At 69.4% G+C, this 20,157-nt stretch carries 22 protein-coding genes and 1 tRNA gene; 16 read left to right on the forward strand and 7 right to left on the reverse strand.

Going from position 1 to position 20,157, the window contains the following annotated elements:
• Positions 1-12: 12 nt before the first annotated feature.
• The 3 genes from K3N28_RS20685 to K3N28_RS20695 form a co-directional block, all read right to left on the reverse strand.
• A complete protein-coding gene (locus tag K3N28_RS20685; protein ID WP_228094663.1) occupies positions 13-525 on the reverse strand; it encodes a SigE family RNA polymerase sigma factor in 513 nt (170 codons plus the stop codon).
• 116 nt (positions 526-641) lie between these two features.
• Positions 642-1,247 carry a permease prefix domain 1-containing protein gene (locus K3N28_RS20690; protein ID WP_228094664.1) on the reverse strand — a complete coding sequence of 202 codons (606 nt, stop codon included), beginning with the start codon at positions 1,245-1,247 and terminating at the stop codon, positions 642-644.
• Positions 1,244-1,561, reverse strand: a complete 318-nt coding sequence (locus K3N28_RS20695) for a PadR family transcriptional regulator (RefSeq protein ID WP_228094665.1) — start codon at positions 1,559-1,561, stop codon at positions 1,244-1,246. Before K3N28_RS20695 ends, K3N28_RS20690 begins: the two co-directional genes overlap by 4 nt.
• A 68-nt stretch (positions 1,562-1,629) precedes the next feature.
• Between K3N28_RS20695 and K3N28_RS20700 the strand changes: the two genes are divergently transcribed.
• On the forward strand, positions 1,630-2,226 hold the full coding sequence (locus tag K3N28_RS20700) for a hypothetical protein (protein ID WP_228094666.1): 597 nt from the start codon (positions 1,630-1,632) through the stop codon (positions 2,224-2,226).
• 127 nt (positions 2,227-2,353) lie between these two features.
• Positions 2,354-2,425, forward strand: a tRNA-Gln gene (locus tag K3N28_RS20705).
• 433 nt (positions 2,426-2,858) lie between these two features.
• On the opposite strand, the gene K3N28_RS20710 is transcribed toward K3N28_RS20705, so the two are convergent.
• Together K3N28_RS20710 and K3N28_RS20715 are read right to left on the reverse strand one after the other, a co-directional pair.
• Positions 2,859-4,619, reverse strand: a complete 1,761-nt coding sequence (locus tag K3N28_RS20710) for an ABC transporter ATP-binding protein (protein WP_228094667.1) — start codon at positions 4,617-4,619, stop codon at positions 2,859-2,861.
• Positions 4,620-4,653: 34 nt separating this feature from the next.
• Complete coding sequence (locus K3N28_RS20715; RefSeq protein WP_228094668.1) at positions 4,654-6,309, reverse strand: ABC transporter ATP-binding protein; 1,656 nt, start codon at positions 6,307-6,309, stop codon at positions 4,654-4,656.
• Between the two features lie 250 nt (positions 6,310-6,559).
• On the opposite strand from K3N28_RS20715, the gene K3N28_RS20720 reads away from it, so the two are divergent.
• The 14 genes from K3N28_RS20720 (at position 6,560) to K3N28_RS20785 (ending at position 19,534) form a co-directional block, all read left to right on the forward strand.
• Positions 6,560-6,859: an Os1348 family NHLP clan protein gene (locus K3N28_RS20720; RefSeq protein ID WP_228094669.1), complete on the forward strand. Its 300-nt coding sequence runs from the start codon at positions 6,560-6,562 to the stop codon at positions 6,857-6,859.
• Positions 6,860-7,196: 337 nt separating this feature from the next.
• The gene (locus tag K3N28_RS20725) at positions 7,197-7,496 is read left to right on the forward strand and encodes an Os1348 family NHLP clan protein (protein ID WP_228094670.1); all 300 of its coding nucleotides are present in this window, start codon (positions 7,197-7,199) and stop codon (positions 7,494-7,496) included.
• Between the two features lie 162 nt (positions 7,497-7,658).
• Positions 7,659-8,969, forward strand: a complete 1,311-nt coding sequence (locus K3N28_RS20730) for a B12-binding domain-containing radical SAM protein (RefSeq protein WP_228094671.1) — start codon at positions 7,659-7,661, stop codon at positions 8,967-8,969.
• A complete protein-coding gene (locus tag K3N28_RS20735) occupies positions 8,969-9,670 on the forward strand; it encodes a hypothetical protein (RefSeq protein WP_228094672.1) in 702 nt (233 codons plus the stop codon). The genes K3N28_RS20730 and K3N28_RS20735 overlap by 1 nt, the downstream gene beginning before the upstream one ends.
• Positions 9,667-10,242, forward strand: a complete 576-nt coding sequence (locus K3N28_RS20740) for an alpha/beta hydrolase (protein ID WP_228094673.1) — start codon at positions 9,667-9,669, stop codon at positions 10,240-10,242. Before K3N28_RS20735 ends, K3N28_RS20740 begins: the two co-directional genes overlap by 4 nt.
• Positions 10,239-11,303, forward strand: a complete 1,065-nt coding sequence (locus K3N28_RS20745; protein ID WP_228094674.1) for a radical SAM protein — start codon at positions 10,239-10,241, stop codon at positions 11,301-11,303. The genes K3N28_RS20740 and K3N28_RS20745 overlap by 4 nt, the downstream gene beginning before the upstream one ends.
• A 23-nt stretch (positions 11,304-11,326) precedes the next feature.
• Entirely contained in the window at positions 11,327-12,613 is a 1,287-nt protein-coding gene (locus K3N28_RS20750; protein ID WP_228094675.1) for an AMP-binding protein, read from the forward strand.
• Positions 12,610-12,894 carry a hypothetical protein gene (locus K3N28_RS20755; RefSeq protein ID WP_228094676.1) on the forward strand — a complete coding sequence of 95 codons (285 nt, stop codon included), beginning with the start codon at positions 12,610-12,612 and terminating at the stop codon, positions 12,892-12,894. Before K3N28_RS20750 ends, K3N28_RS20755 begins: the two co-directional genes overlap by 4 nt.
• On the forward strand, positions 12,891-13,577 hold the full coding sequence (locus K3N28_RS20760; protein ID WP_228094677.1) for a 2OG-Fe(II) oxygenase: 687 nt from the start codon (positions 12,891-12,893) through the stop codon (positions 13,575-13,577). The genes K3N28_RS20755 and K3N28_RS20760 overlap by 4 nt, the downstream gene beginning before the upstream one ends.
• Before the next feature lie 6 nt (positions 13,578-13,583).
• On the forward strand, positions 13,584-14,372 hold the full coding sequence (locus K3N28_RS20765; protein WP_228094678.1) for an aspartyl/asparaginyl beta-hydroxylase domain-containing protein: 789 nt from the start codon (positions 13,584-13,586) through the stop codon (positions 14,370-14,372).
• A 126-nt stretch (positions 14,373-14,498) separates the two neighbouring features.
• On the forward strand, positions 14,499-15,947 hold the full coding sequence (locus tag K3N28_RS20770) for an aminopeptidase P family protein (RefSeq protein WP_228094679.1): 1,449 nt from the start codon (positions 14,499-14,501) through the stop codon (positions 15,945-15,947).
• 275 nt (positions 15,948-16,222) lie between these two features.
• Positions 16,223-16,783: a hypothetical protein gene (locus tag K3N28_RS20775; RefSeq protein WP_228094680.1), complete on the forward strand. Its 561-nt coding sequence runs from the start codon at positions 16,223-16,225 to the stop codon at positions 16,781-16,783.
• Between the two features lie 1,063 nt (positions 16,784-17,846).
• The gene (locus tag K3N28_RS20780; RefSeq protein WP_228094681.1) at positions 17,847-18,353 is read left to right on the forward strand and encodes a hypothetical protein; all 507 of its coding nucleotides are present in this window, start codon (positions 17,847-17,849) and stop codon (positions 18,351-18,353) included.
• A gap of 575 nt (positions 18,354-18,928) precedes the next feature.
• Positions 18,929-19,534, forward strand: coding sequence for a response regulator transcription factor (locus tag K3N28_RS20785; protein ID WP_228094682.1), 606 nt, complete (start codon positions 18,929-18,931; stop codon positions 19,532-19,534).
• Between the two features lie 140 nt (positions 19,535-19,674).
• Here K3N28_RS20785 and K3N28_RS20790 read toward each other — a convergent pair whose 3' ends face one another.
• Both K3N28_RS20790 and K3N28_RS20795 read right to left on the reverse strand, forming a co-directional pair.
• Complete coding sequence (locus K3N28_RS20790) at positions 19,675-19,866, reverse strand: thiazolylpeptide-type bacteriocin (RefSeq protein WP_228094683.1); 192 nt, start codon at positions 19,864-19,866, stop codon at positions 19,675-19,677.
• 99 nt (positions 19,867-19,965) lie between these two features.
• Positions 19,966-20,157 (reverse strand): thiazolylpeptide-type bacteriocin, encoded by a 192-nt coding sequence (locus tag K3N28_RS20795; RefSeq protein WP_228094684.1) that lies wholly within the window; start codon positions 20,155-20,157, stop codon positions 19,966-19,968.

The following is a 20,157-nucleotide window of genomic DNA, read 5'->3' on the forward strand; positions in this document are numbered from 1 at the left end:
CGCTTCCTTCCGCTAGACCCGGGCCGGGATGACGGGATCGGTGAGGAGGTCCTTGAGCTTGCGCAGGCCCTTGGCGGACTGGCTCTTCACCGTTCCGGTCGAACAGCCCATGGCGGTCGCGGTCTCATCGACGGACAGTTGCTCCCAATACCGAAGAACGAGCGTCGCGCGCTGCCTGGCGGGCAGCCGGTTCAGCGCCGCGACCACTTCGAGCCGCACGTCGACCGCCTCCTGCGGGCGTTCGAGGCGCTGCACCGGCAGGTCGGCGCTGGACCGCTCGCGGCGGACCCAGCCCAGGCGGCGGTGCGAGATGTAGACGTTGGTGACGATCTTGCGGACGTACGCCGGAGCGCCGCCCGGTTCGACTCGCCGCCAGGCCGCGAACATCTTCGTCAGCGCCTTCTGCACGATGTCGTCGGCCTCGTACCAGTCTCCGCACAGCAGGTACGCGTACCGGCGCAGGCTCTCGCGCTGGGCGATGGCGAAGGATCGGAACTCGGCCTCTTGCTGCTCCTTGGTCTTCACTGGGCCTCTTTCAGATGACGGGTAGGGGGCGGGCGGCCGGGCGTGGTGGATCGGCTTGGCCTGCCGCGCTTATTACGCGAAGACCGAGGTCCGGGTTGCCGGCGTGGGGGAAAACCTCAGGTCGCGGCCCGTCCGACGCGGACCGACCGGAACGCCGAGCCGGCGATCCAGACCGAGGCCGCGATCGAGGCGGCCTGCAGCGCCAGCCACGCCAGCGGCGCGGGACCGCCCTCGCCGCGCGGGCCGACGACCGCGATCAGCGCCGCGCATCCCAGGGCCACGGCGATCTGGGCCAGACCGACCGCGCCGCACAGCACGGCGCGCCCTTCCAGGCGCCGGGCGACCACGAGCGCGGCGACGGTGAACGCGGCGGCCGTCGCGAGGTCGGTGAGCCTCGCGAGCAGGGTCACGGCGAGGCCCGGGTCGCCTTCGCCGCCGAACAGGTCCCACATGATCGTCAACGCGGGCAACGCGATCAGCAGGGTCCAGGCGGTCCGGTGGGCCTGCGCGGCCGCGAGTTCGCGCTGGAGTTCGGCCGCGACCAGCGGCGGCGGGCCGAACTCGGCGGCGGCGTCCGCGACGGCCCGGTCCCGCGCGAAGCCCGCGTCCATCAGCTCGGCGACCGCCTCCTCGAAGCCGTCGCCGAGCTCGGCGAGCATGTCGGCGCGCAGCCGCCGCGGCCCGCGCAGCGGCGCGGCGACCTGCTCGACGTACTCGTTCATGTGCCGAGGACCGCGGTCATGACCTCGCGCAGCGCCAGCCAGTCGGCGCGGCCCTTCGCGAGCGCCGCCGAACCCGCCTCGGTGATCGCGTAGACGCGGCGGCGGCGGCCGGAGGCCTGCGTCCACTTCCCGGCCACGAACCCGGCCCGCTCCAGGCGGCGCAGCGCCGGGTAGACCGTGCCGCTGGGCAGGTCGAGCTGCTCACCGCTCGACTCCTTGAGCGCCGCGATGATCGCGTAGCCATGGGCCTCACCGCGTTGGAGGGTCGCCAGGATCAGGGTGTCGAGCTGGCCGTGAATGCCGTCAGCGTCCATGGGTCCAGCTTACGCGCCGATAGGTAGACGGGCTTGATATGTAGCTCGCCTACATATAGGCTGTCTACATGATCAGATACCTGCACACCCTCTCCCTCGTCGCGGGCCCCCTGCTCGCGGCCGTCGCCACGTTCTTCTGGGAAGGCGACCGCTACGGCGTCACCGCGAGCGTCCTCCTCGCGTTCAGCACCGTCGCCTGGATCTACGGCCTCCTCGGCCTCTGGGAACGCGTCGCCGCCTGGCGGCCGTGGTTCGGCGGCGTCGGCATCGTGCTCGCCCTCGCCGGATTCCTGGGCGGCATGGCCTTCAGCTTCCAGGGCTTCTTCGAAGGGCTCTACGGCGTCTCCAAGACCGGCTCCCTCGACGCCGCCGCCGAGCACCCGGCGGCCTCCGCGCTCGTGCTGTGGCTCCCGGGCCCGGCCTTCCCGCTGGGCCTGTGCGCGCTCGGCATCGCGCTGGCCTGGTCCCGACTCGCCCCTCGGTGGCTCGGCGGCCTCCTCGTCCTCTCGGGGGTGTGCTTCCCGCTGAGCCGCGTCACGCGCAGCGAACCGATCGCGCACCTCGCCGACCTGCTCATCCTGGTGGCCTTCACCGTCATCGCCGTCGCCTATCTGCGCACCGGTCTGCGCCGGACCACCCCCGAACCCGCCCCGGCGGCGACCTGAACCGGCCCGGCCCGCGTCCCTCCTCCGGCGTTGCCTCCGTCACGGGAACCCGTTTGGAGGGGCGCGGGCGCATCCGGTACAGTTACATCCCGTCGGCGCGGCAAGCTTTGAAGCGCGGACACGCCATTGGGGTATGGTGTAATTGGCAACACGGCTGATTCTGGTTCAGTTGTTCTTGGTTCGAGTCCAGGTACCCCAGCAACATCAGGCATTGAGCCTGCAAGCGGTCATCGGGTTGATGACCGCTTATTTTCGTCCTCATGGTCCGGTGGTCCAGGCTCCGGCCCGGGCGCTGTGGTCTTCGCGGGTTCGGCAGCGCGTGGAAGGTGCGGGGGAGTCCACCCGCCTGCGTGGAGGTGACCATCGGGGCGGCCACCGATCTCCAGTTCAGTGTGATGATCCGAGGCACCGCCCGCTTCGACGACGGCCCGTTCAAGCGCCGGCAGGGTGGGACCGACCCTCAGCACTGTTCAGGACCTCGGTTCCCCCTGCGTCCTTGACTTGCCGCTCAAGGTCATCGAGGCAGGGACAGGTCTCAAGGGCGCCTGACCCCGCGCGAAGAACGGCACTTCACTCGGGCCGGAGAAGGCCGGGTCCCCGCCTTCTTCGACATGCGGCGTTCCGCTTCGCCTTCAACCGGCAAAGTGCCGCGCTCGGTTTCCCTGCCACGCGCGCCAGAGTCCCGCGTACACCCCGTTCGCGGCAAGAAGATCTTCGTGCGTGCCCTCCTCGGCGATGCGGCCGGCCTCGACGACCGCGATCCGGTCCGCCGAACGCGCCGCCTGGAGCTGGTGAGCGATCGTGATGACGGTGCGGCCTTCCAGGGCGGCCGCCAGCGCCGACTCCACCTTCCCCGCCCTGGCCGGGTCGATGCCGGCCGTGGCCTCGTCGAGGATCACGACGTCGGGGTCGGCCACGACGACTCGCGCCAGAGCGATCTGCTGCGCCTCGGCGGTGCTCAACCTGCGATGCTCGTCGCCGAGCATCGTGTCGAGCCCTTCGGTCAGGGCCCACTCCGCGTCCACGCGCCGCAGCGCGGCCTCCAGAAGCGCGTCTCCCGCCTCGGGGGCGGCGAGCATCAGATTGTCCCGCAACGTCGCGGCGAACACGTAGTGCTCCTGCGTCACCAGCACGACGTGGCGGCGGAGTTCCTCGACTCCGATGTCGCACACCGGGACGCCGCCGAACGTCGCCGATCCCGTGCGGGGTCGGTCGATGCCCGCCAGCAGCCGCGCGATCGTGGACTTCCCGGCCCCCGAGGGCCCGACCACGGCCAGCCGCTCCCCGGGCGCCGGGTGGAGGTTCAGCCCGTGCAGCACGTCCGGGCCGCCGTCGTAGCCGAATGTCACCGCGTCCAGTCGCACCTCCGTCCCGTTCGGCACGGCCTCCCGCCGTGCGGTCGCGACGCGATTGACCCCCTCGATGCGTGCCAGCGCCGCCGTCCCCTGCTGGAACCCGTTGAGCTGCGCCATGACCGTGTTGGTCGGGTTGGCGATGCGGACGGTCAAGGTGATCGCCGCGACCGCCGTGCCCAGGCTCATCCCGCCTTGGAGGGCCCACCAGCCGGCGGCCGCGATGACGAGCACCAACTGGATCCGGTTGAGCCACAGCAGGGCCAGGAAGAACTCGTTCTGCAGCCCCAGCACCCGCATGAACCACTCGTACATCGTCTCGGCGCGTCGGTACCCCATCGAGCGTCGCTCCTGCTGGAGCGCGAGGGCTGCGACGGTCCTGGCGCCCGTGCCCGACGCGGTGAGCGTCTCGGCCGCTTCGCTCATGGCCGCGCGCTCTCCCCGGAACATCTCGCCGGCGCGGCGCAGGTACCGGCGGGCCGTCAGCAGCAGGAGCGGCAGCGTCAGCAGCGAGCACAGGCCCAGCAGCGGGTCGACCGCGAACGTGGCCACATACAGGGCGATGACCTCGATGAACGCGGTGGCGATCGTCGGCCCGCTATAGCGCAGCAGGTCCGCGACGGTGTTGACGTCGGAGGCGGTCCGAGTGCCGAGGTCGCCGCGTCCGGCCTGCTCGACCCGGTCGAGCGGCAGCCCGAGCACTCGGCCGACGACGCCTTCTCGCAGCCGAGCGGCGGCGCGCTCGCCGAACCGGTAGCCTGCGCGGCGCCCGAGCCGGCTGAGCACGAACTGGACCGCGACGCATACGACGATGAGACCGCACACCAGGTTGATGCGTCCGACGGTCCAGCCCGCCCTGATCCCATCGACGACGTGGCCCAGGAGGACCGGCACCGCGACGCTGAGTGCGGCTGCGAGCACGTACAGCACGAGGATCTGGACGGCCCGTCCCTTGTCGGCGGCGAACAGCCGCATGAGGGCCCGCCGGACCTCCGCAGGGCTCGCGACCGGCAGTCGGTTCTGGATCTCGATGGCGCTCATGCGCCTTCCTCCTCTTGAAGAAGCTTGCGGGCGATCAGTCGGCGCCGTGCGATGTGAGGGTCCGGTAGGCCGGGTCCGCCACCAGCTCGGCGTGGGTTCCGGTGGCGTGGACCTTGCCCTCGGCCATCCACGCCACGCGGTCGGCACGCGCGAGCCATAGGGGCGAGGTCGTGACGACCAGAGTGGATTTCATGGCGCGTGTCGCGGCGACCCGTTCGGCGATGAGCGACTCAGTATGCGAGTCCACCGCCGAGGTCGGCTCCACGGCCAGCAGCACCTCCGGCCCGGCCGCGAGCGCGCGGGCGAGGCGCAGCCGCTGGCGCTGCCCGCCCGAGAGGTTCCGTCCGCCTTCGGCGACGTGCGCCTCCAGCGTGGCGCCCAATCCGGTGTAGACGTCATGCGCGCATGCGGTCTCGATCGCTGCGAGCGCCTCGTTCGGCTCGGCCCGCAGTGTGGTTCGCAGCGTCCCGGCGAACAGGTGGTCCTCGTCGGTCAGCAACATGATCCGCTCGCGCACCTCGTCGAGGGCATACGCGCTTAGGGGCTTCGTGCCCCAGGCCGCCTCGGAGTCGCGGTAGCGAGCCAGCCGCTCGCAGGCTTCGAGGGCGCAGGCAGTCTCGGCGGTGACGACCACGGTGAGGCCGCCGGGCGGGACGACCAGCCCCGTATCCGGGTCGCTCAGTTCGCCGCCCGCGCCCCGCACGGTGCCGCCGTCGTCCACATCGGTCTCGATCGCGAGGAACCGGGCGATGCGCCCGGCCGCCACCCGGGAGGCCACCAGGACGCTCGCAGTGCCGATCAGACCTCCGGAAACCGCGATGAACACGGTCGCGAAACTGAACGCCGAGGCCAGGCCGCCGATGGTGATGGTCCGGTCCGCAGCCAGGAGGGCGCCGGTCCAGGTGATCGCCGCGACGAACACGATCGGCAGCGAGTACTGCAGTGCGTGGATCCACGAGATCGAGTTCGCCACCCGGTACCCGGTGCGCTGCAGTGCGGCCGACCGTTCACGGTATCGGTCGGCGAACAGCAGGTCGCCGCCGATGCCGCGCAGTACCCGCAGGCCGCCTACGATGTCGGCGGCGTGGGCGGTGAGATCGCCGATCATCTTCCGGTAGTCGGCCTGGCGGCGCTGGAGCCTGCCCAGGAGCGGCCCGATGACGAGGGCGGTGAGGGCGCTTCCGGCGATGACGACGATGCCCAGCAGCGGGTGGATCGACCAGACCAGGACCGAGCCGACGATGAACATCGCGAAGTTGTTGAAGAAGAATCCGATCTCGGAGACCGATCCGGCCGCTTTGCGGGTGTCCTCGCTCGAGAGGTTCACCAGCTCCCCGGCCGAAATGCGCCCTCGGACCCCGGTGGCGGCCGTGTTGAGGTGGTCGGTGAGACGCCGGAGCATCGCGCGCTGGTTCTCGGCCTCGGCGCCGACGAACAGCCGGAAGCCCACCGACCAGAAGAGAGGTTGCACGATCACGGCGAACAGCATGAGCGCCAGCCAGAACGCGAAGGCGCGTGCATCGCGCGCGATGATGCCCTCGTCGATGATCCGGCCGAGCATCCACAGCTGCGACATCGAGAGCGCCCCCGCGGAGAGGTACATCAGGACGCCGATTGCGATGCGGCGAGCATGGGGCCGCGCGTGGTCGACGAGAAGACGCCGAGCCGTCGGCGGGGGAATGGGGTGCATGGGCCCGAAGCCTACCCTCGGTCATGCTCCGTACCAATGTCCTGGATGGACCATGAAGACCGAGAGCGCATTCCCCTGGGAAGGAAGTGACTGAGCGACGCTCGTGAGCTCTCGGTGCGCCGCTCGGTGGCGGAATGTGAGCCCCTCGAGAGAAGAATGCGAACCGCGAGAGAGCGTCGATCCATACGTTGGGTGTCGGGTCGGGCTGCAAAGCCCTCGTACCGGCCCTCGAAGAACAGGAGATGCGCAGATGAGCAATCTGGCCTACGAAGTCCACCCTACCGAGCAAGCGGAGAAGGTCGATGCCGTGGCGACGGCGATGGACGCGCTGATCGGTCGACTCGGCTATGACGAGTCGTTCCGAGCGGCGCTCGCCAACAACCCGAAGGAAACGCTCAAGGCGTCCGGGATCGTGCTGCAGAAGGAGGCCCTGGAGGCGTACATCCGCATCCAGCCCGAGCGATTCGAGAAAGCGTCCGAGGCCCTGTTCTCGCGCGTCGACTCGGATTTCCTGATGAGCCTCTCGGCGCCTTCCTGCGATGCCTTTTAACGGGTGCGGGACACGGCCGGAGAGAGGTGCGTCTAGGCGCCTTCCGGATTGACGTTCGGTGTCTGGGGCGCGGCCGCAACGGGCGGCGCCCCAGGTATCTCCTTGCCAGGAGTGACATGAGGCGCCAGCAGAGCCCACGCCGATCCTCGAGTCTCACACCGCAACCGAGTGGCACTCGTCGACTCGAGGTGCGCCGCTCGGGACGGCGTGTGAGCCGCGAATGAGGCTCGAGTGAGCCGCGAGTGATCCGCGATGCATACGTTGGGTGTCGGGTCGGGCTGCAAAGTCCTCGTACTGGCCCTTGTAGAACACTTCTCGAAGAACAGGAGATGCGCAGATGAGCGATCTGGCATACGAATCCAACCCCGTCGAGCAAGCGGAGAAGGTCGAGGCCGTGGCCGCGGCGATGGACGCGCTGATCGGTCGACTCGGCTACGACGAGTCGTTCCGAGCGGCGCTCGCCAACAACCCGAAGGAAACGCTCAAGGCGTCCGGGATCGTGCTCCACAAGGAGGCCCTGGAGGCGTACATGCGTACCCAGCCCGAGCGGTTCGACAAGGCGTCCGAGGCCCTGTTCTCGCGCGTCGACTCGGATTTCCTGATGAGCCTCTCGGCGCCTTCCTGCGACATCTGGTAGCGAGCACGGGCACGACCGGAGCAATCGCGCCGAGGGCCTTTCGGCCTCACCGGCGTTAACGTTCGGTATCTGGGGCGTGGCCGCAACGGGCGGCGCTCCAGATATCCTCTCTTTAGGAGTGACATGGCGCGCGTCGCCCTGGTGAATCTGGCAAGCCTTCGAATGCCCGGCAACCAACCCATATTCCCCCTCGGAATCGAGCGGATCCGGCAGGTGCTGCAATCGGACGGGCACGAAGTCGAGATCATCGACTTCTGCCAGCGCCCCGACCTCCAGACGGACCACGCCTGGATCCGCACAGGCTGGGACGTGGTCGGTCTGACGATACGGAACATCGATCCGATCGACATCGCCTGCGAGAGCCACGTTCCCCATTACCTCGAATACACCAGGAACCTCCAGGACGCGGCCGACGGCGCCGACATTCTATGGGTCGGCGGCGGCCCCGGGTTCAGCCTCTTCGCGGCCGAACTGACCGAGGCCATGCGGCTGTCGATCGGCGTCGTCGGGCCGGGGGAGACGCTCATGTCCCGCATCTGCGCCGACGTCGGCGCGCACGCGGGCTCGCCGTCCCGCGTGATGACCGGGGCTCCGGACCCGAGGTTCGAGACTCGCGTCATGCAGTACTCGCCGGAACTCATGGAGGTCTACACCGCCAGGGACCCCTCGGCGATGATCGGGGTGGAGACCCGGCGCAAGAGCTGCTACCAGGGCTGCACGTACTGCCCGTACGCCCACATCACCCAGGACGACGGCGGGACGTGCAGGGCCATCCCGTCGCTGATCGAGGAGATCCGCGGGATCTACGATGCGGGTTTCCGGAGGATCTTCTTCACCGACGGCATCTTCAACGCCGAGCTCCGGTTCGCGAAGCAAGTGGTCGCGGCCGTCAAGGCCGAGGCACTCCCAGGGCTGCAGTGGTCCGCGTACTTCACGCCCAAGCCCTTCGACGACGAGTTCGCCGAGCTGTTGTCGGGCAGCGGGAACGACACCGTGATCGTGTCACCGGACTCGCTCGATCCGGCGATGATGAACGAGATCGGAAAGTCCTTCGACGTGCGCCACGTCCGTCGCTTCCTCGATTCCTGCCGCGCCCATGCGCTCAACCCGCGCGTCAGCCTGGTCATCGGCGGGCCCTTCGAGTCGGAGCAGACCGTCGCGAACACGATGGCGTTCGTCAACGACCACCTGCGCGACAACGAACTGGCGCTGAACGTCGGCTATCGGGTCCTGCCCGAGACCGCCATGGGCCGGCAGACCGGGGCGACCACCGCGGAACTGCTGGAACCGACGTTCATGGAGATGGACCCGCAGGTGTTTCAGTGGATCTTCGACCACCTCGACTCGCGGTTCCTCACGACTGAGCTGATGCTGAACATCACGGCGGCGAAGCACGGGCTCAAGCGGCGGAACACGGTCAAGCCGAAGTTCTCCGTCGCCCGCAAGCGGCAGATGCGGCTCACGGTGGCCTGATGGTGGAACTCCGCATCCTGAGCGCCGGGGACAGGGCCGCCGCGGTCGTCCACGACCGTCTGGCTCCCCGGCACGACGTCCTGGAGGAAACGCGGCGCCCGGACGACTTCCTGTGGGCCGTCATCGCCGACGGCGAGTCGGTGATGGCGGCGCACCGCGCGCTGATCGGCCACGGCCGCCTCTACCTACGGGGCGTCTTCACGTTCCAGAGCACGGGTTTCGCGACCGCCTATACGCTCGCGCGGTATCTGCTCGGCGAGGCGAGGAAGCGAGGGATCCACGGGTCGCACGTCTGGGTGGAGACCGCCGGGCGCGAGCGCAAGATCGCCGAGCTGCTCGGAGCCAGAACCGATCCGACGCCCCTGCACCGCTTCCGCCTCCCCGCCTCGCCCCGGCCGGGCGGCCGGCTCCGGGGCGCGTCCGGGACGATCGACCTGCCCGATGCGCCGCGCCTCGACTGGCTGGTCGACCGGTCGACGACCATCCTTTTCGGACCATCTGGTCCGGACGGCCTCCCGGGCCCGGTCCCGTTCGGCGAGGCGATCGCCCTGCCTTGGAGCGAACTCGCCGCGACCCCGTTCGTCGAACTGCCCGTGCCGGCCAGCGACATCCCGGCCACGCTGGACCTCCTCGGCCGCGGCGCGAAGCGGATGAACCGCTGCACGGTCCTCCACGGCGCCGTCGCACCGGAGGCGCCATGACGGGAGTCCTCGCTCTCCACGGCGCCGGCGGGTCGGCCGAGCGCTTCCGGGACCAGCTGCGCCACATCGCCTCCGACCTCTCCTCCTGGCAGATCCCGAGCGCCTGCAAGGACCCCGAGCCGCTGGACAAGATCCACTACGCAGGGCTCGGCGCCGCCGCCTACCGCCTGCCCTGCTGGGACATCGAAGCACTGGTTCGAGCGGGCCGGGACAAAGTGATCCTCGGGTTCTCGATGGGCGCCATCACCGCGATGCGGGTGCTCCAGGCCTCCCCGGCATGCACTCGGGCGGTCGTCTGCATCGCCGGATGCCACAGCATGATGCAGCTCCTCGGGGAGCCCTATACGCCGCCGAGCGGGTTCAAGGGGGCCGTGCTCTTCATCCACGGCACGGCGGACAGGAAGATCCCGCCGGCACTCGCGAACGAATGCGCGAAAGCACTCGAGCGGTCGGGGGCGTCGGTCGACTACTGGGCCGTACCCGACGCCGGGCACAGCTTCGGGCAGCTCGGACTGGCCGAACCGAGCCCGACCGCACACCGACTACGTCAATGGATTGAGGACCGCACATGACCCCAGAGACGACCGCGCCCGCAGCGCATCCCGGCACCCCGGCGCCGCTGCGGCTGTCCCGTGAGGAGCTGCTGGCCGCGCTGCGCGCCCGCGGCGAGGAGCAGCGGGAGTTGCACGCCGCCGCACTGAACGTCAAGAAGCGGGTGTACGGCGACGACGTCGTGCTCCGGGGCGTGATCGAGACCGGCAACGTGTGCCGGGTGAACTGCACCTACTGCCCGATGCGCCGCGACAACAACCGCGACAACTCGAGCTTCTTCATGTCGGCCTCCGAGATCCTGGAGCGCGCCGGGCACATCAAGGACGCCGGGATCAACGTGATCCTGCTCCAGGCGGGGGAGACCCCCAAGGCCGCGGCCGTCGTCCTCGAGGCGCTCCCCCGGATCGTCGCTCACTTCGACGGCGCCGTCGAGGTGATCCTGAACCTCGGATCGCTCGGGTACCAGAGCTACCGGCGGCTGCGCGAGGCCGGCGCGACGACCTACATCCTCAAGCACGAGACCAGCTCCGACCTCCTGCACGCCGAGACCAGGTTCGAGAAGCTGTCGCAGCGCATCCAGGAGTGGTACCTCGCCAGAGACGCGGGCTTCCGCATGGGCACGGGCATCATCTCGGGGCTGCCCGGGCAGGACTACGAGTCCCTCGCCGACGAGCTCGTATTCCTGCGGTCGATGGACCCCGACATGATCAGCGTGAGCCCGTTCGTCCCGGCCCCCGACACCCCGATGGCCGACGTGCCGCCCGGGAACGTCGACGACGCCCTGAACTTCCTGGCCCTGACCAGGCTCGAGCACCCCCATGCCCTCATCCCCTCGGTGAGCGCCCTGGAGAAGAACGCGAGCGGAGGCCAGGGAGCCGGCATCGCCGCGGGAGCCAACGTGATGACGATCAACTTCACCGGCGACCACCAGGGCGAGTACCTGATCTACGGCAAGCAGCGGTATGTGGTGAAGACCGAGCACGTCAGCCGCGTCCTCGCCCGCAACGGGGCGAGGCGCGCCGGCTCGGTCTGGGTCGGCTCCTCGGCCCGCCGGGCGACCGCCCCGGCCGCCGCGCGATGAGGTCCCGGGCGCCGGAGGTCGCGGTGACGACACCGCAGCTGCTCGCCGGACTCATGGACTCTCGCGCCCGCCTCAACGGCGTCGAGGTCGCCGGCCTGGCCGCCGGCTTCCGCAGGAGCCCGGCGTTCAGCGGCCCCGGCGACCTGCGGGGCCGGGTCGTCGCCGTCGACGAGCCGGACGCCGTCTCGACCATCGGCGTCATGGCGGCCGCCTGGGAGCGTGGCGCCGTGTCGCTGCTGTCGGGCGTGCCCGCGGGCCAGACCCCTTGGGGGAAGGGCGCCCCGGGGAGCCGCCTCGTGCCCGAGGCGGTCACCGCCGAGTGGGACCTCCCGGAGGACTGCGCCCTGGTGCAGGCCACCTCGGGGTCGAGCGGTACGCCGCGGCTGGCGATGCGCTCGCACGCGTCCTTCGAGTGGGAGTCGCGCGCCTACGCTGCGGTCTGGGGCGCCGGGGCGCATCCACTGGTGCACTGCGTCCGCCTCCAGCACTCGCTCGGCATCGGCATCACGCTCAGCGCGCTGCTCGCCGGCCGGGACGTGTGGCACGCCGACCCGATCCGCGCCAACCGGCTGAGGGGGTTCGGCGACCGCATCGGCGTCCTTGCGGGCACGCCCGCCACACTGCGCGTCCTCAACGAGGCGCTCGCGGCCCGGGAAGTGCAGGCCGACACCGTCTTCTGCGCTGCCGGCGCCCTCGACCCGCGGCTCCGCGGCGTCCTGGAACGGCGCTGGGGGAACGGGATCGTGCTGGGATTCGGCTCGACCGAGACCGGCGGCGTCCTCGCGGGCCCCCGCGGCATCGGCGCCCCCGTGCCGGGCGCCGAACTGCTGGACGCGCCGATCGGCACCGAACCGTTCCAATTGAAGGTGCGGTTCCCGCACGAGGTGCTCGGATACGTCGGGAGTCCCTCCCGCACGCGCGTCTGGGACTTCCCCGACCTGGTGCGCCGCGGCGACGACGGCCAGCTCGAGCACGTCGCGCGGATGACCAGGACGATGCGCACCCGGGACCGGACGCAGGCCCTCGCGCGTCTCGCCGACGCACTGAAGACGATGGACCGCGACTGGCGGCTCCTCGAACCGAGCGGCGACACCGGGACCCTGTCCCTGCTCCTCGAAGGCGGGCCCCTGTCCGAGGTCGACGAGGCGCGCCTCCGCGACGCGGGCGGCGCGGTCATCGGCGGCGCGGCGATCCGCACGATCCCACGCTTCCCGCGCAACGACGAGGGCAAGGTCGAGCTGGCGAAGCTCTTCGCCGCGAACCACGACCCGGGCCCTCCCCGGCACGCTCGAAAGGCGGCGACCGCTTGAACGGCATCGAATACGAGGACTTCATGGCATTCATGCAGCGCAGTCTCGCGGCCGACCGGCCCGAGCTCGCCGACATGCCCGTCGGCGAGTTCGCACGCTGCTCCCTCCAGGACGCGGGCGTCGACTCGCTGGCCCTCACCGAACTGGTGATCAGGGTGAACACCCGCTGGGGCCACGAGTTCAGCGACCGGTTCCTCGCCTCGCCCGAGATCGACGTCCCGGCGCGCTGGTGGGACCAGGTCGCGGGCAGTACGCACGATTTCGAGAAAGGTGACCAATGAACAGGCAGATCACGTCGGTCGGCGACCGGTTCGTCGTCTTCGACGACTTCTTCGACGACGACGAGCTCCGATTCGCCCGGGAATGGGCCACGTCCATCTCCGTCGAGATGCGCGACTCGGTGATCGACGCGACCGACGGCAAGGCCTGGCGCAGCTCCACGGTCGGCTTCGCCACCGACGCGGACGACGCGCCGGTGCACCTCCGGACCGTCTTCCAGGCGTTCGCGATGCCGGAAGTCCCTTGGGCGGCCGAGGAGAGCAGCATGGTCACCGGCGCAGTGTGGCGATACCCGCGGGGCTCTGCGCTCGGTTGGCACAACGACGCGGGAGGCGGCCGGATCGGCGAGTTCGTGTGCTTCCTGCACCCCGAATGGGGAGGCGACTGGGGTGGTGAGCTGGTGGTGCTCGACAAGGCCGCCGACCAGTCCGATCGGACCGGTCCCGACGGGACGCTCTCGATCCCCGAGTTCGTCAGCCGAAGCCGCAGCACGATGACGCTCATCGCCCCCGTGCCGAACCGGGTCGTATTCCTCAGGGCGGGAACGGCCCACACGATCAAGCGCGTGGAGGACCAGTGGCAGGCGGAGCCGCGGCTGACCTTCACCGGATTCGTCACGAACAAGGCGCAGTCGAACCAGGGACGCGCGCGCAGGCTGCTGCAAGCGCTGGTCTCGGAGGGATGATCACCGATGCGAGAAGAACAAGCCGGAGCGGCCCAACACCTGCGGGAGTGGACGACGGGAAAGGGCGTCGCACCCTCCGAGGTCGAGCGGGTGCTCGCCGGCCTGGAGGCCCTTGAACGAGGCGACCACCCCGACGTCCCGTCCACTTCCCCGGACCCGACCTGTCCCGTACCCGGCCTGAAGGCGCAACCGTGGTGGAACCCCGAGTCGTTTCCTTGGGCTGCGGGGATTCTCGCTGCAGCCGAGGCGATCCGCGAGGAGTACTTCGCGGTCGCGTCGCGACTGGCGCGATCCGAGGCGCTCCAGCGCCGCAAGGACGGCGGGCGGCTCCGCGCCTCCGGCAGATGGACCACCGTCCAGCTCTACCACCTCGGCCAGCGGCAGGCTCTCGCCGACTCGTTCCCGGTCGCCGTCGCGTCGCTCCGTCGCGTCGCCGAGCAACCCTGCGGCATGGTGTTCTTCTCGACGCTGGAGCCGGGGAGCAGGATCGAGCCGCACACGGGCTACACCAACGCGCATCTGCGGGTTCACCTGGTGATCAAACCCAACGAAGGCGCGCGCTTCCGCGTCGCCGACGAATGGCGGGCCTGGAAGGACCACGAACTGCTCGTCTTCGACGACACCTTCGAGCATGAGGCCGTGAACGAGGACGACGACGAGCGCGTCGTGCTGCTCTTCGACATCTGGCACCCGGATATGTCTGAAGTGGAGCGCATGGCGTTCCAGGAGTCCATGGACTACCTCCGGAAGGCGCGTGCCAGGCGGCACCTGCTGAACGCCCTGGCCAACGGCTGACCCCGCGGCCGCCGCCCGCAGCGCCGCGGAGGACGGGCCGAGTCCTCCCGGCCCGCCCCGCGGCCGGGCGGCGGCACCGAGCGCCGAGGCCCGAAGCACCCCCCTCCTCGCAGACAAGGACCACTGATGACCGTACGTCCCCAGCAGAACGACCCCGGACAGGACTTCCGCGACTTCATGCGCACCGGCTGGAGCCGGGCCAGAGGCCCAGTGACGGAACTGCGGCAGGCGCGCTACCACGCCCGGCGCCGCGAGGCCCTGTCGGCGGCCTTCCCCGGTGAGACGATCGTGGTGCCGACCGGTCAGGAGCAGGTCCGCGCCAACGACACGCATCACCGATTTCGCGCGGGCTCCGACTTCGCATGGCTCACCGGCGATCTCGCCCCTGAAGGCGTGCTGGTGCTCCATCCGCGCGCTTCGGGCCACGACGCCGTGCTGTACCGGCGCCCGAGCCATGGCGTCGACTCCGACGAGCACTATGCCTCGCCCCGATTCGGCGAGCTGTGGGTCGGCCGCAAGCAGACCTTGGCGGAGACGGAGACGGCGCTCGGCGTCGAATGCCGCGACCGCGAAGCACTCGAGAGCGCCCTCAACGGCCTCGCACGCCGGCGGGTGCGCGTCCTCCGCGGTCGAGACGCCGAGATCGACGCCCGCTTCCCTCTCGACGCGCCCGCCGAAGGGGAGAGCCGCGACGGCCGTCTGGCGTGGACGCTCGCGGACCTGCGCCTGACGAAGGACGCTTGGGAGCTTGAGCAGCTGCAGGAGGCGATCGACGCCACCGTGCGGGGATTCGAAGACGTCGCCCGTCTGCTTCCCTCGAGCGGCACGGTCTCCGAGCGGCTGCTCGAGGGGGTCTTCGGCACCCGGGCCCGTGTCGAAGGCAACGGCGTCGGTTACGACTCGGTCGTCGCCGCCGGCGCCAACGCGACGACCGTCCATTGGACGGCCAACACCGGGCGCGCAGCACCGGGGGACCTCGTCCTCATGGACATGGGAGTCGAGGGCCGCAACCTCTACACCGCCGACATAACCCGCACCCTTCCGGTCAGCGGATCCTTCACTCCCGTGCAGCGGGAGGTCTACGAGATCGTCCTCACCGCCCAGCAGGCGGGCATGGACGCGATCGAACCCGGTGTGAAAGTACTCGCCATTCGCGAGGCGTGCATGGAGGTCCTTGCAGAGGGCCTCCAAGACCTGGGCCTGCTGCCTCGCGCCGCCGGAGGAGCGTCCGCGACCGATTCCCTGCGATACCGCCGCTGGACGCTGCACGGATTCGGCCACATGCTCGGCATCGACGTCCACGACTGCGGTGCCTCATGGCTTGATCGGGCCCGAAACGGCACCGTCGAGGAGAACCACGTGCTCACCGTGGAGCCGGGTCTGTACTTCCAGCCCAACGACGAGCTCGTCCCCGAAGAACTGCGCGGGATCGGCATCCGCATCGAGGACGATGTGCACGTCACCGCGGACGGCTGCCGGAACCTCTCAGCGGCCCTGCCTCGAGCCGCAGGCGAGGTGGAGACCTGGCTCGCCGCCCAGCGGGAAGCCGGCCCCCGCTTCCCTACCGAGCACTGAACCGCGAACCGGCACCAGTACTCCTCCGCAGCCGCCGCACCGGCGCGGAGTCGGGCAATGCGGTCCTCCCGCGGACTCCTCCTGCGGCCGGCATCGGGTGTTTCGCCGTCTTCTTCCCTTCCGCGGGCCGCGAACCGGGTCCGTCCGTGCGGGGACCTCGCACGCGGCGACGCTAGGTCCTCTGCGGGTGCGCGCCCGGTGCGAATGAAACCGAGGCGACAGCAATCCGTCTCGATCGCTACGATCACTCCCGCAGACCGAGAAGGAGACCGGCCATGGGACGCGACCTGGCGAGATTCGTCGAGGCGGATCAGCCCGTCACGTACCTGGGCGGTTTCGATCATTCACTCGTGCACTGCCCGCGATGCGACCGCATGGCGATCCGCCGTGAAGGCCGGGTGACGTGCGGGTCGTGCGCTTACGCGGACGGGTTGCCGCGCAAGCCCAAGGCGAAGCCCGTGCAGCCCTTTCAGGTCGTCATGTGCCCCGAGTGCAATCGCCACGTGGGCTCGTATCGGACCGATCTGCGGTTCGAGTCGCTGTGCTGCCGCGGCTGCGGCTGGTCCCGAGCAGCGGCCGCCGGACCCCCGTGGACCGCGCCGCAGCGGCACCGCTGGCCGCGGCTCTGGCTGGAGACCGACTTCCGCGGCAAGTCGTTGTGGGCGGTGAACGAGCAGCACCTGCGCTTCATGGAGGCGTACGTCGCCGCCGGCGTGCGGGAGACCGGTCCGTTCAACGGCACCATCGCAAGCAGGCTCCCCGCCTGGATCAAGTCGGGCAAGAACCGTGCAGCGGTGCTGCGCGCGCTGGCGAAGCTCCGGTCGCGACTGCCCTGAGCTCCACCCGAGTGCTTCCTGGTGCCCCTCAAGAAAGGTTCGTACCAGCGCGCACGCTCCACGTCGTCACGCATCCGGAAGCGACCCGTCATGTCGAGGGTCTGGCGGGCGGTGGCATGATCCGCGTCTGACGCCCGGTCATGATCTCGTGGGTCTCCAGGGCTTCGAGAATGTCGAAGTCTCGCCGGTGCAGGCGGTCGGTCATCTCGTTGCAGTCGCCCGTGGTCGCACCGGGGACCCGCTGCGCGCATGCCGCTTCCCACCGCCTTCCCGTTGCGGTGGAGTCGGTTCGGAGGTGAGGCCTGCGGTGAGGCGTCGCTGCCTGGGGTATGCGCCCTGGACGTCTCCAACAGGCCGGCCGAATAGCCTCCATGCGAACAAGCAGGCGCGCTCCGCGGGCCTTTTGTTCCGCCCTGAGCGGCTTCTGTGCGACTTTGCGCCACAGAAAAGCGGGCCCAGCGGCCGATCCCATGAGCGGTCGTCGGGTCGATGCCCGCTCATTCGCGTTCTGAACGGTCCCGCACTGCTCGTGTCGGCGGCCCTTCGAGTGGCGCCCCGGACACTCCTTCGCCCATGTGCCCTAGGCGAACCGCTCAGCGGCGCAATTCGAGTCGCGCGTGAGGAGTGCGTAAGCCGTGCGTGAGCGGTGTATGAGCATCGGGGTATACGTTGGGGTCGGGGGTCGGACGGCGAAGCTCCCGTAACGGCCCTCGAAGAACGGGAGGCGTGCAGATGATCGATCGGGTACACGGGATTCGACCCCGTCGAGCGAGCGGAGCAGGTCGGGGCCCGTGCGGCGGCGATGAACCCGCTGCACCGCCGACAGCGACCTTCCGATCAGCGGGTCCTTCACTCCCGCGCAACAAGAGGGCCACATCGTCCTCGCCGCCGAGCGGACGGGCACGGACGCGATCCGACTCGGGGTGAAAGCACGCGCTATCCGCCAGGCGTGCATTGGGATCCTGGCAGAGGGCCGCCAAGGCCTGGGCCTGCCGCCACCGGAGGGGCGTCCGCGGCCGACGCCCTGCGGCACCGCCGCCGGACGCTCGACGGATTCGGCCACATGCTCGGCATCGACGTCCACGACCGCGGCGTCTCACCGCTTGATCGGGTCCGAAGCAGCGCCGTCGGAGGGCGCCGCGTGCTCACCGTGGAGCTCGGCCGGTACTTTCAGCCCGACGACGAGTTCGTCCCCGAAACGCTGCGCGGGAACGGCATCCGCATCGAGGACCACGTGCACAACGGCTTCTGGACTCTCTCAGCCGGCCTGCCCCGCACCGCAGCCGAGGCGGCGACCTGGCCTGCTGCGCAGCGAGAAGCCGGCCCGCGCCTTCCACCGGAATACCGAGCATCGAGTCGACGCCCGGTTCTCATCGGCAGGCGCCTCCTCGAACCGGCGCCTTCACCGTGGGGCCGCGAACCCCGGCACCCGGACAGGCCGTCCACGCGTACCGCCCGGTTCGCATACGCCGCTTCCTCGGCAGGCCCGCTCCGTGACCCTACCGTTGGGGCCGGCTCCCTGCCGCGGGCCTTGGCATTCAACGGGCGGCTTGGTCGCAACAATGTCTGACTGCAGCCGAATCGCCGCATTCGTCGAGTATTTCGGCGAACCTCGTGCACGGTGTCATTCGCCGATCGCCACTCGGAGCCCCACGGGCATCGTTGCAACGTTCGGCCAAGGTTTCCTGCCGCTTTCCTGCCGCTTTCCCGCCGCTTTCCCGCCTCGTAGATCGCGCGTTCCCCGGCAATTCGAACTTCGCGCCGGTGCTCGACCGGATTGGGAGCGGTGAGTTCGATCCGGCCGTGCCGGAATGGATCTGGTGCCGTAGAGCTCCGTTGGGAGACAATCGAAACCGCAATGTTCGATTTGATTCGTCGTTTATTTCAAGGAGCTAGTCTGGATCAAAGTACCGATCGAAAGCGCTGCGTCATCCCGACCGGCCCTCGCCGCCTGTCCACGGTTATGAGTGGCCCTTCCCCTCGATGCAATAGGAGATACCGGTGACAAGAAACAATGGCCCCTCGAACGTCAAGCCAGCTTCTCTCACTCGAGTTCACACGCTCCTCGACAGTACTCATCACCATCCCCGGCATCATCCCTCCGAGGATCGCCGGACCATTGCGGTGGCGGTTGCCTCCGCCGATATGGTCACGCTCCACGGCCTCACTTCGATCATCGGCGCTCAAGACGAGTTCGAAGTCGTGCACAGTGAACGCGACATCGACGTCTCGCTGTCCGCGCTCGCCGAGCATCGACCTGATGTCTACGTCATCGAGTCCTGCTTCGGCGGCGACTGCGTGCTGGAGACCGTGGTACGGGCCGCCTGTCCCGTCCCGGTGCTCATCGTTTCCCGCCACCGTTCCGCCCTGGTGCTCCAGCGCGCGATGCGCCACGGCGCCAGGGGGTACATCCCGCTAGAGGCCAGGCCGTCCATGCTGGGCGAAGCCATGCTGCGGATCGTCTCCGGATCGGTGTACCTGGACCCTGGCCTGGGGGCGGAGTTGGCCGAGCGCCGTGGCATCCATACCCTCAGCGAGCGCGAACTCGACGTCCTGCATCTGGTCGCCATCGGGCACACCACGGCCGAGATCGCCGCGTCACTGTATGTCAGCGAGCGGACGGTCGAAGCCTGCCGCTCCTCGCTCAAGAGCAAGCTCGGCCTGAGAACCAAGGCGCAGATCCATGCGTACGCCTGGAACAAGGGCCTGATCACCGCCTGCTCCTGCGTACCGGTGCCCGGTGCCGGCTGATCGCCGCGAGCGGGCGGCCTCCCTGCGACACGCCCAGGATCCGTTGCTTCGGGCGCCGTTCGGAGCGGTATATTTCTAGCTCGGGCCCGGGACGTCACTAGCGTCCCGGGCCCTCGCGAGTGTCACGGCTTTTCTTCGGCTCAGGTCGAGGTCAGCGAGCAGCACGAGCAGCCGACGCAGCACGAGCAGGAGTCGCACGAACTCGAACTCGACGACGCGCCGGTCTCCGGCAGTGCGACGGCGTCGCGCACCGTGGCGACTTCGATCGCGTCGAAGGACAGGTCGTCCAGGTCGAGGCCCTCGAAGTCGAATGCAGCAGTCTGAGTGTTCACATCAATCACCTCCTTCCAAAATGGTTTCCGCACTCGACCACGGGCCCGGGATGTCACTAGCGTCCCGGGCCCTCGCGAGTGTCACGGCTTTTCTTCGGCTCAGGTCGAGGTCAGCGAGCAGCAGGAGCAGCCGACGCAGCACGAGCAGGAGTCGCACGAACTCGAGGCCGAGGACGCGCCGGTCTCCGGCAGTGCGACGGCGTCGCGCACCGTGGCGACTTCGATCGCGTCGAAGGACAGGTCGTCCAGGTCGAGGCCTTCGAAGTCGAATGCAGCAGTCTGAGTGTTCAC

Origin of the sequence: Glycomyces sp. TRM65418 (genome assembly GCF_019710475.1) — a bacterium.
In the GTDB taxonomy this organism is placed as follows: Bacteria; Actinomycetota; Actinomycetes; order Mycobacteriales; family Micromonosporaceae; genus Glycomyces.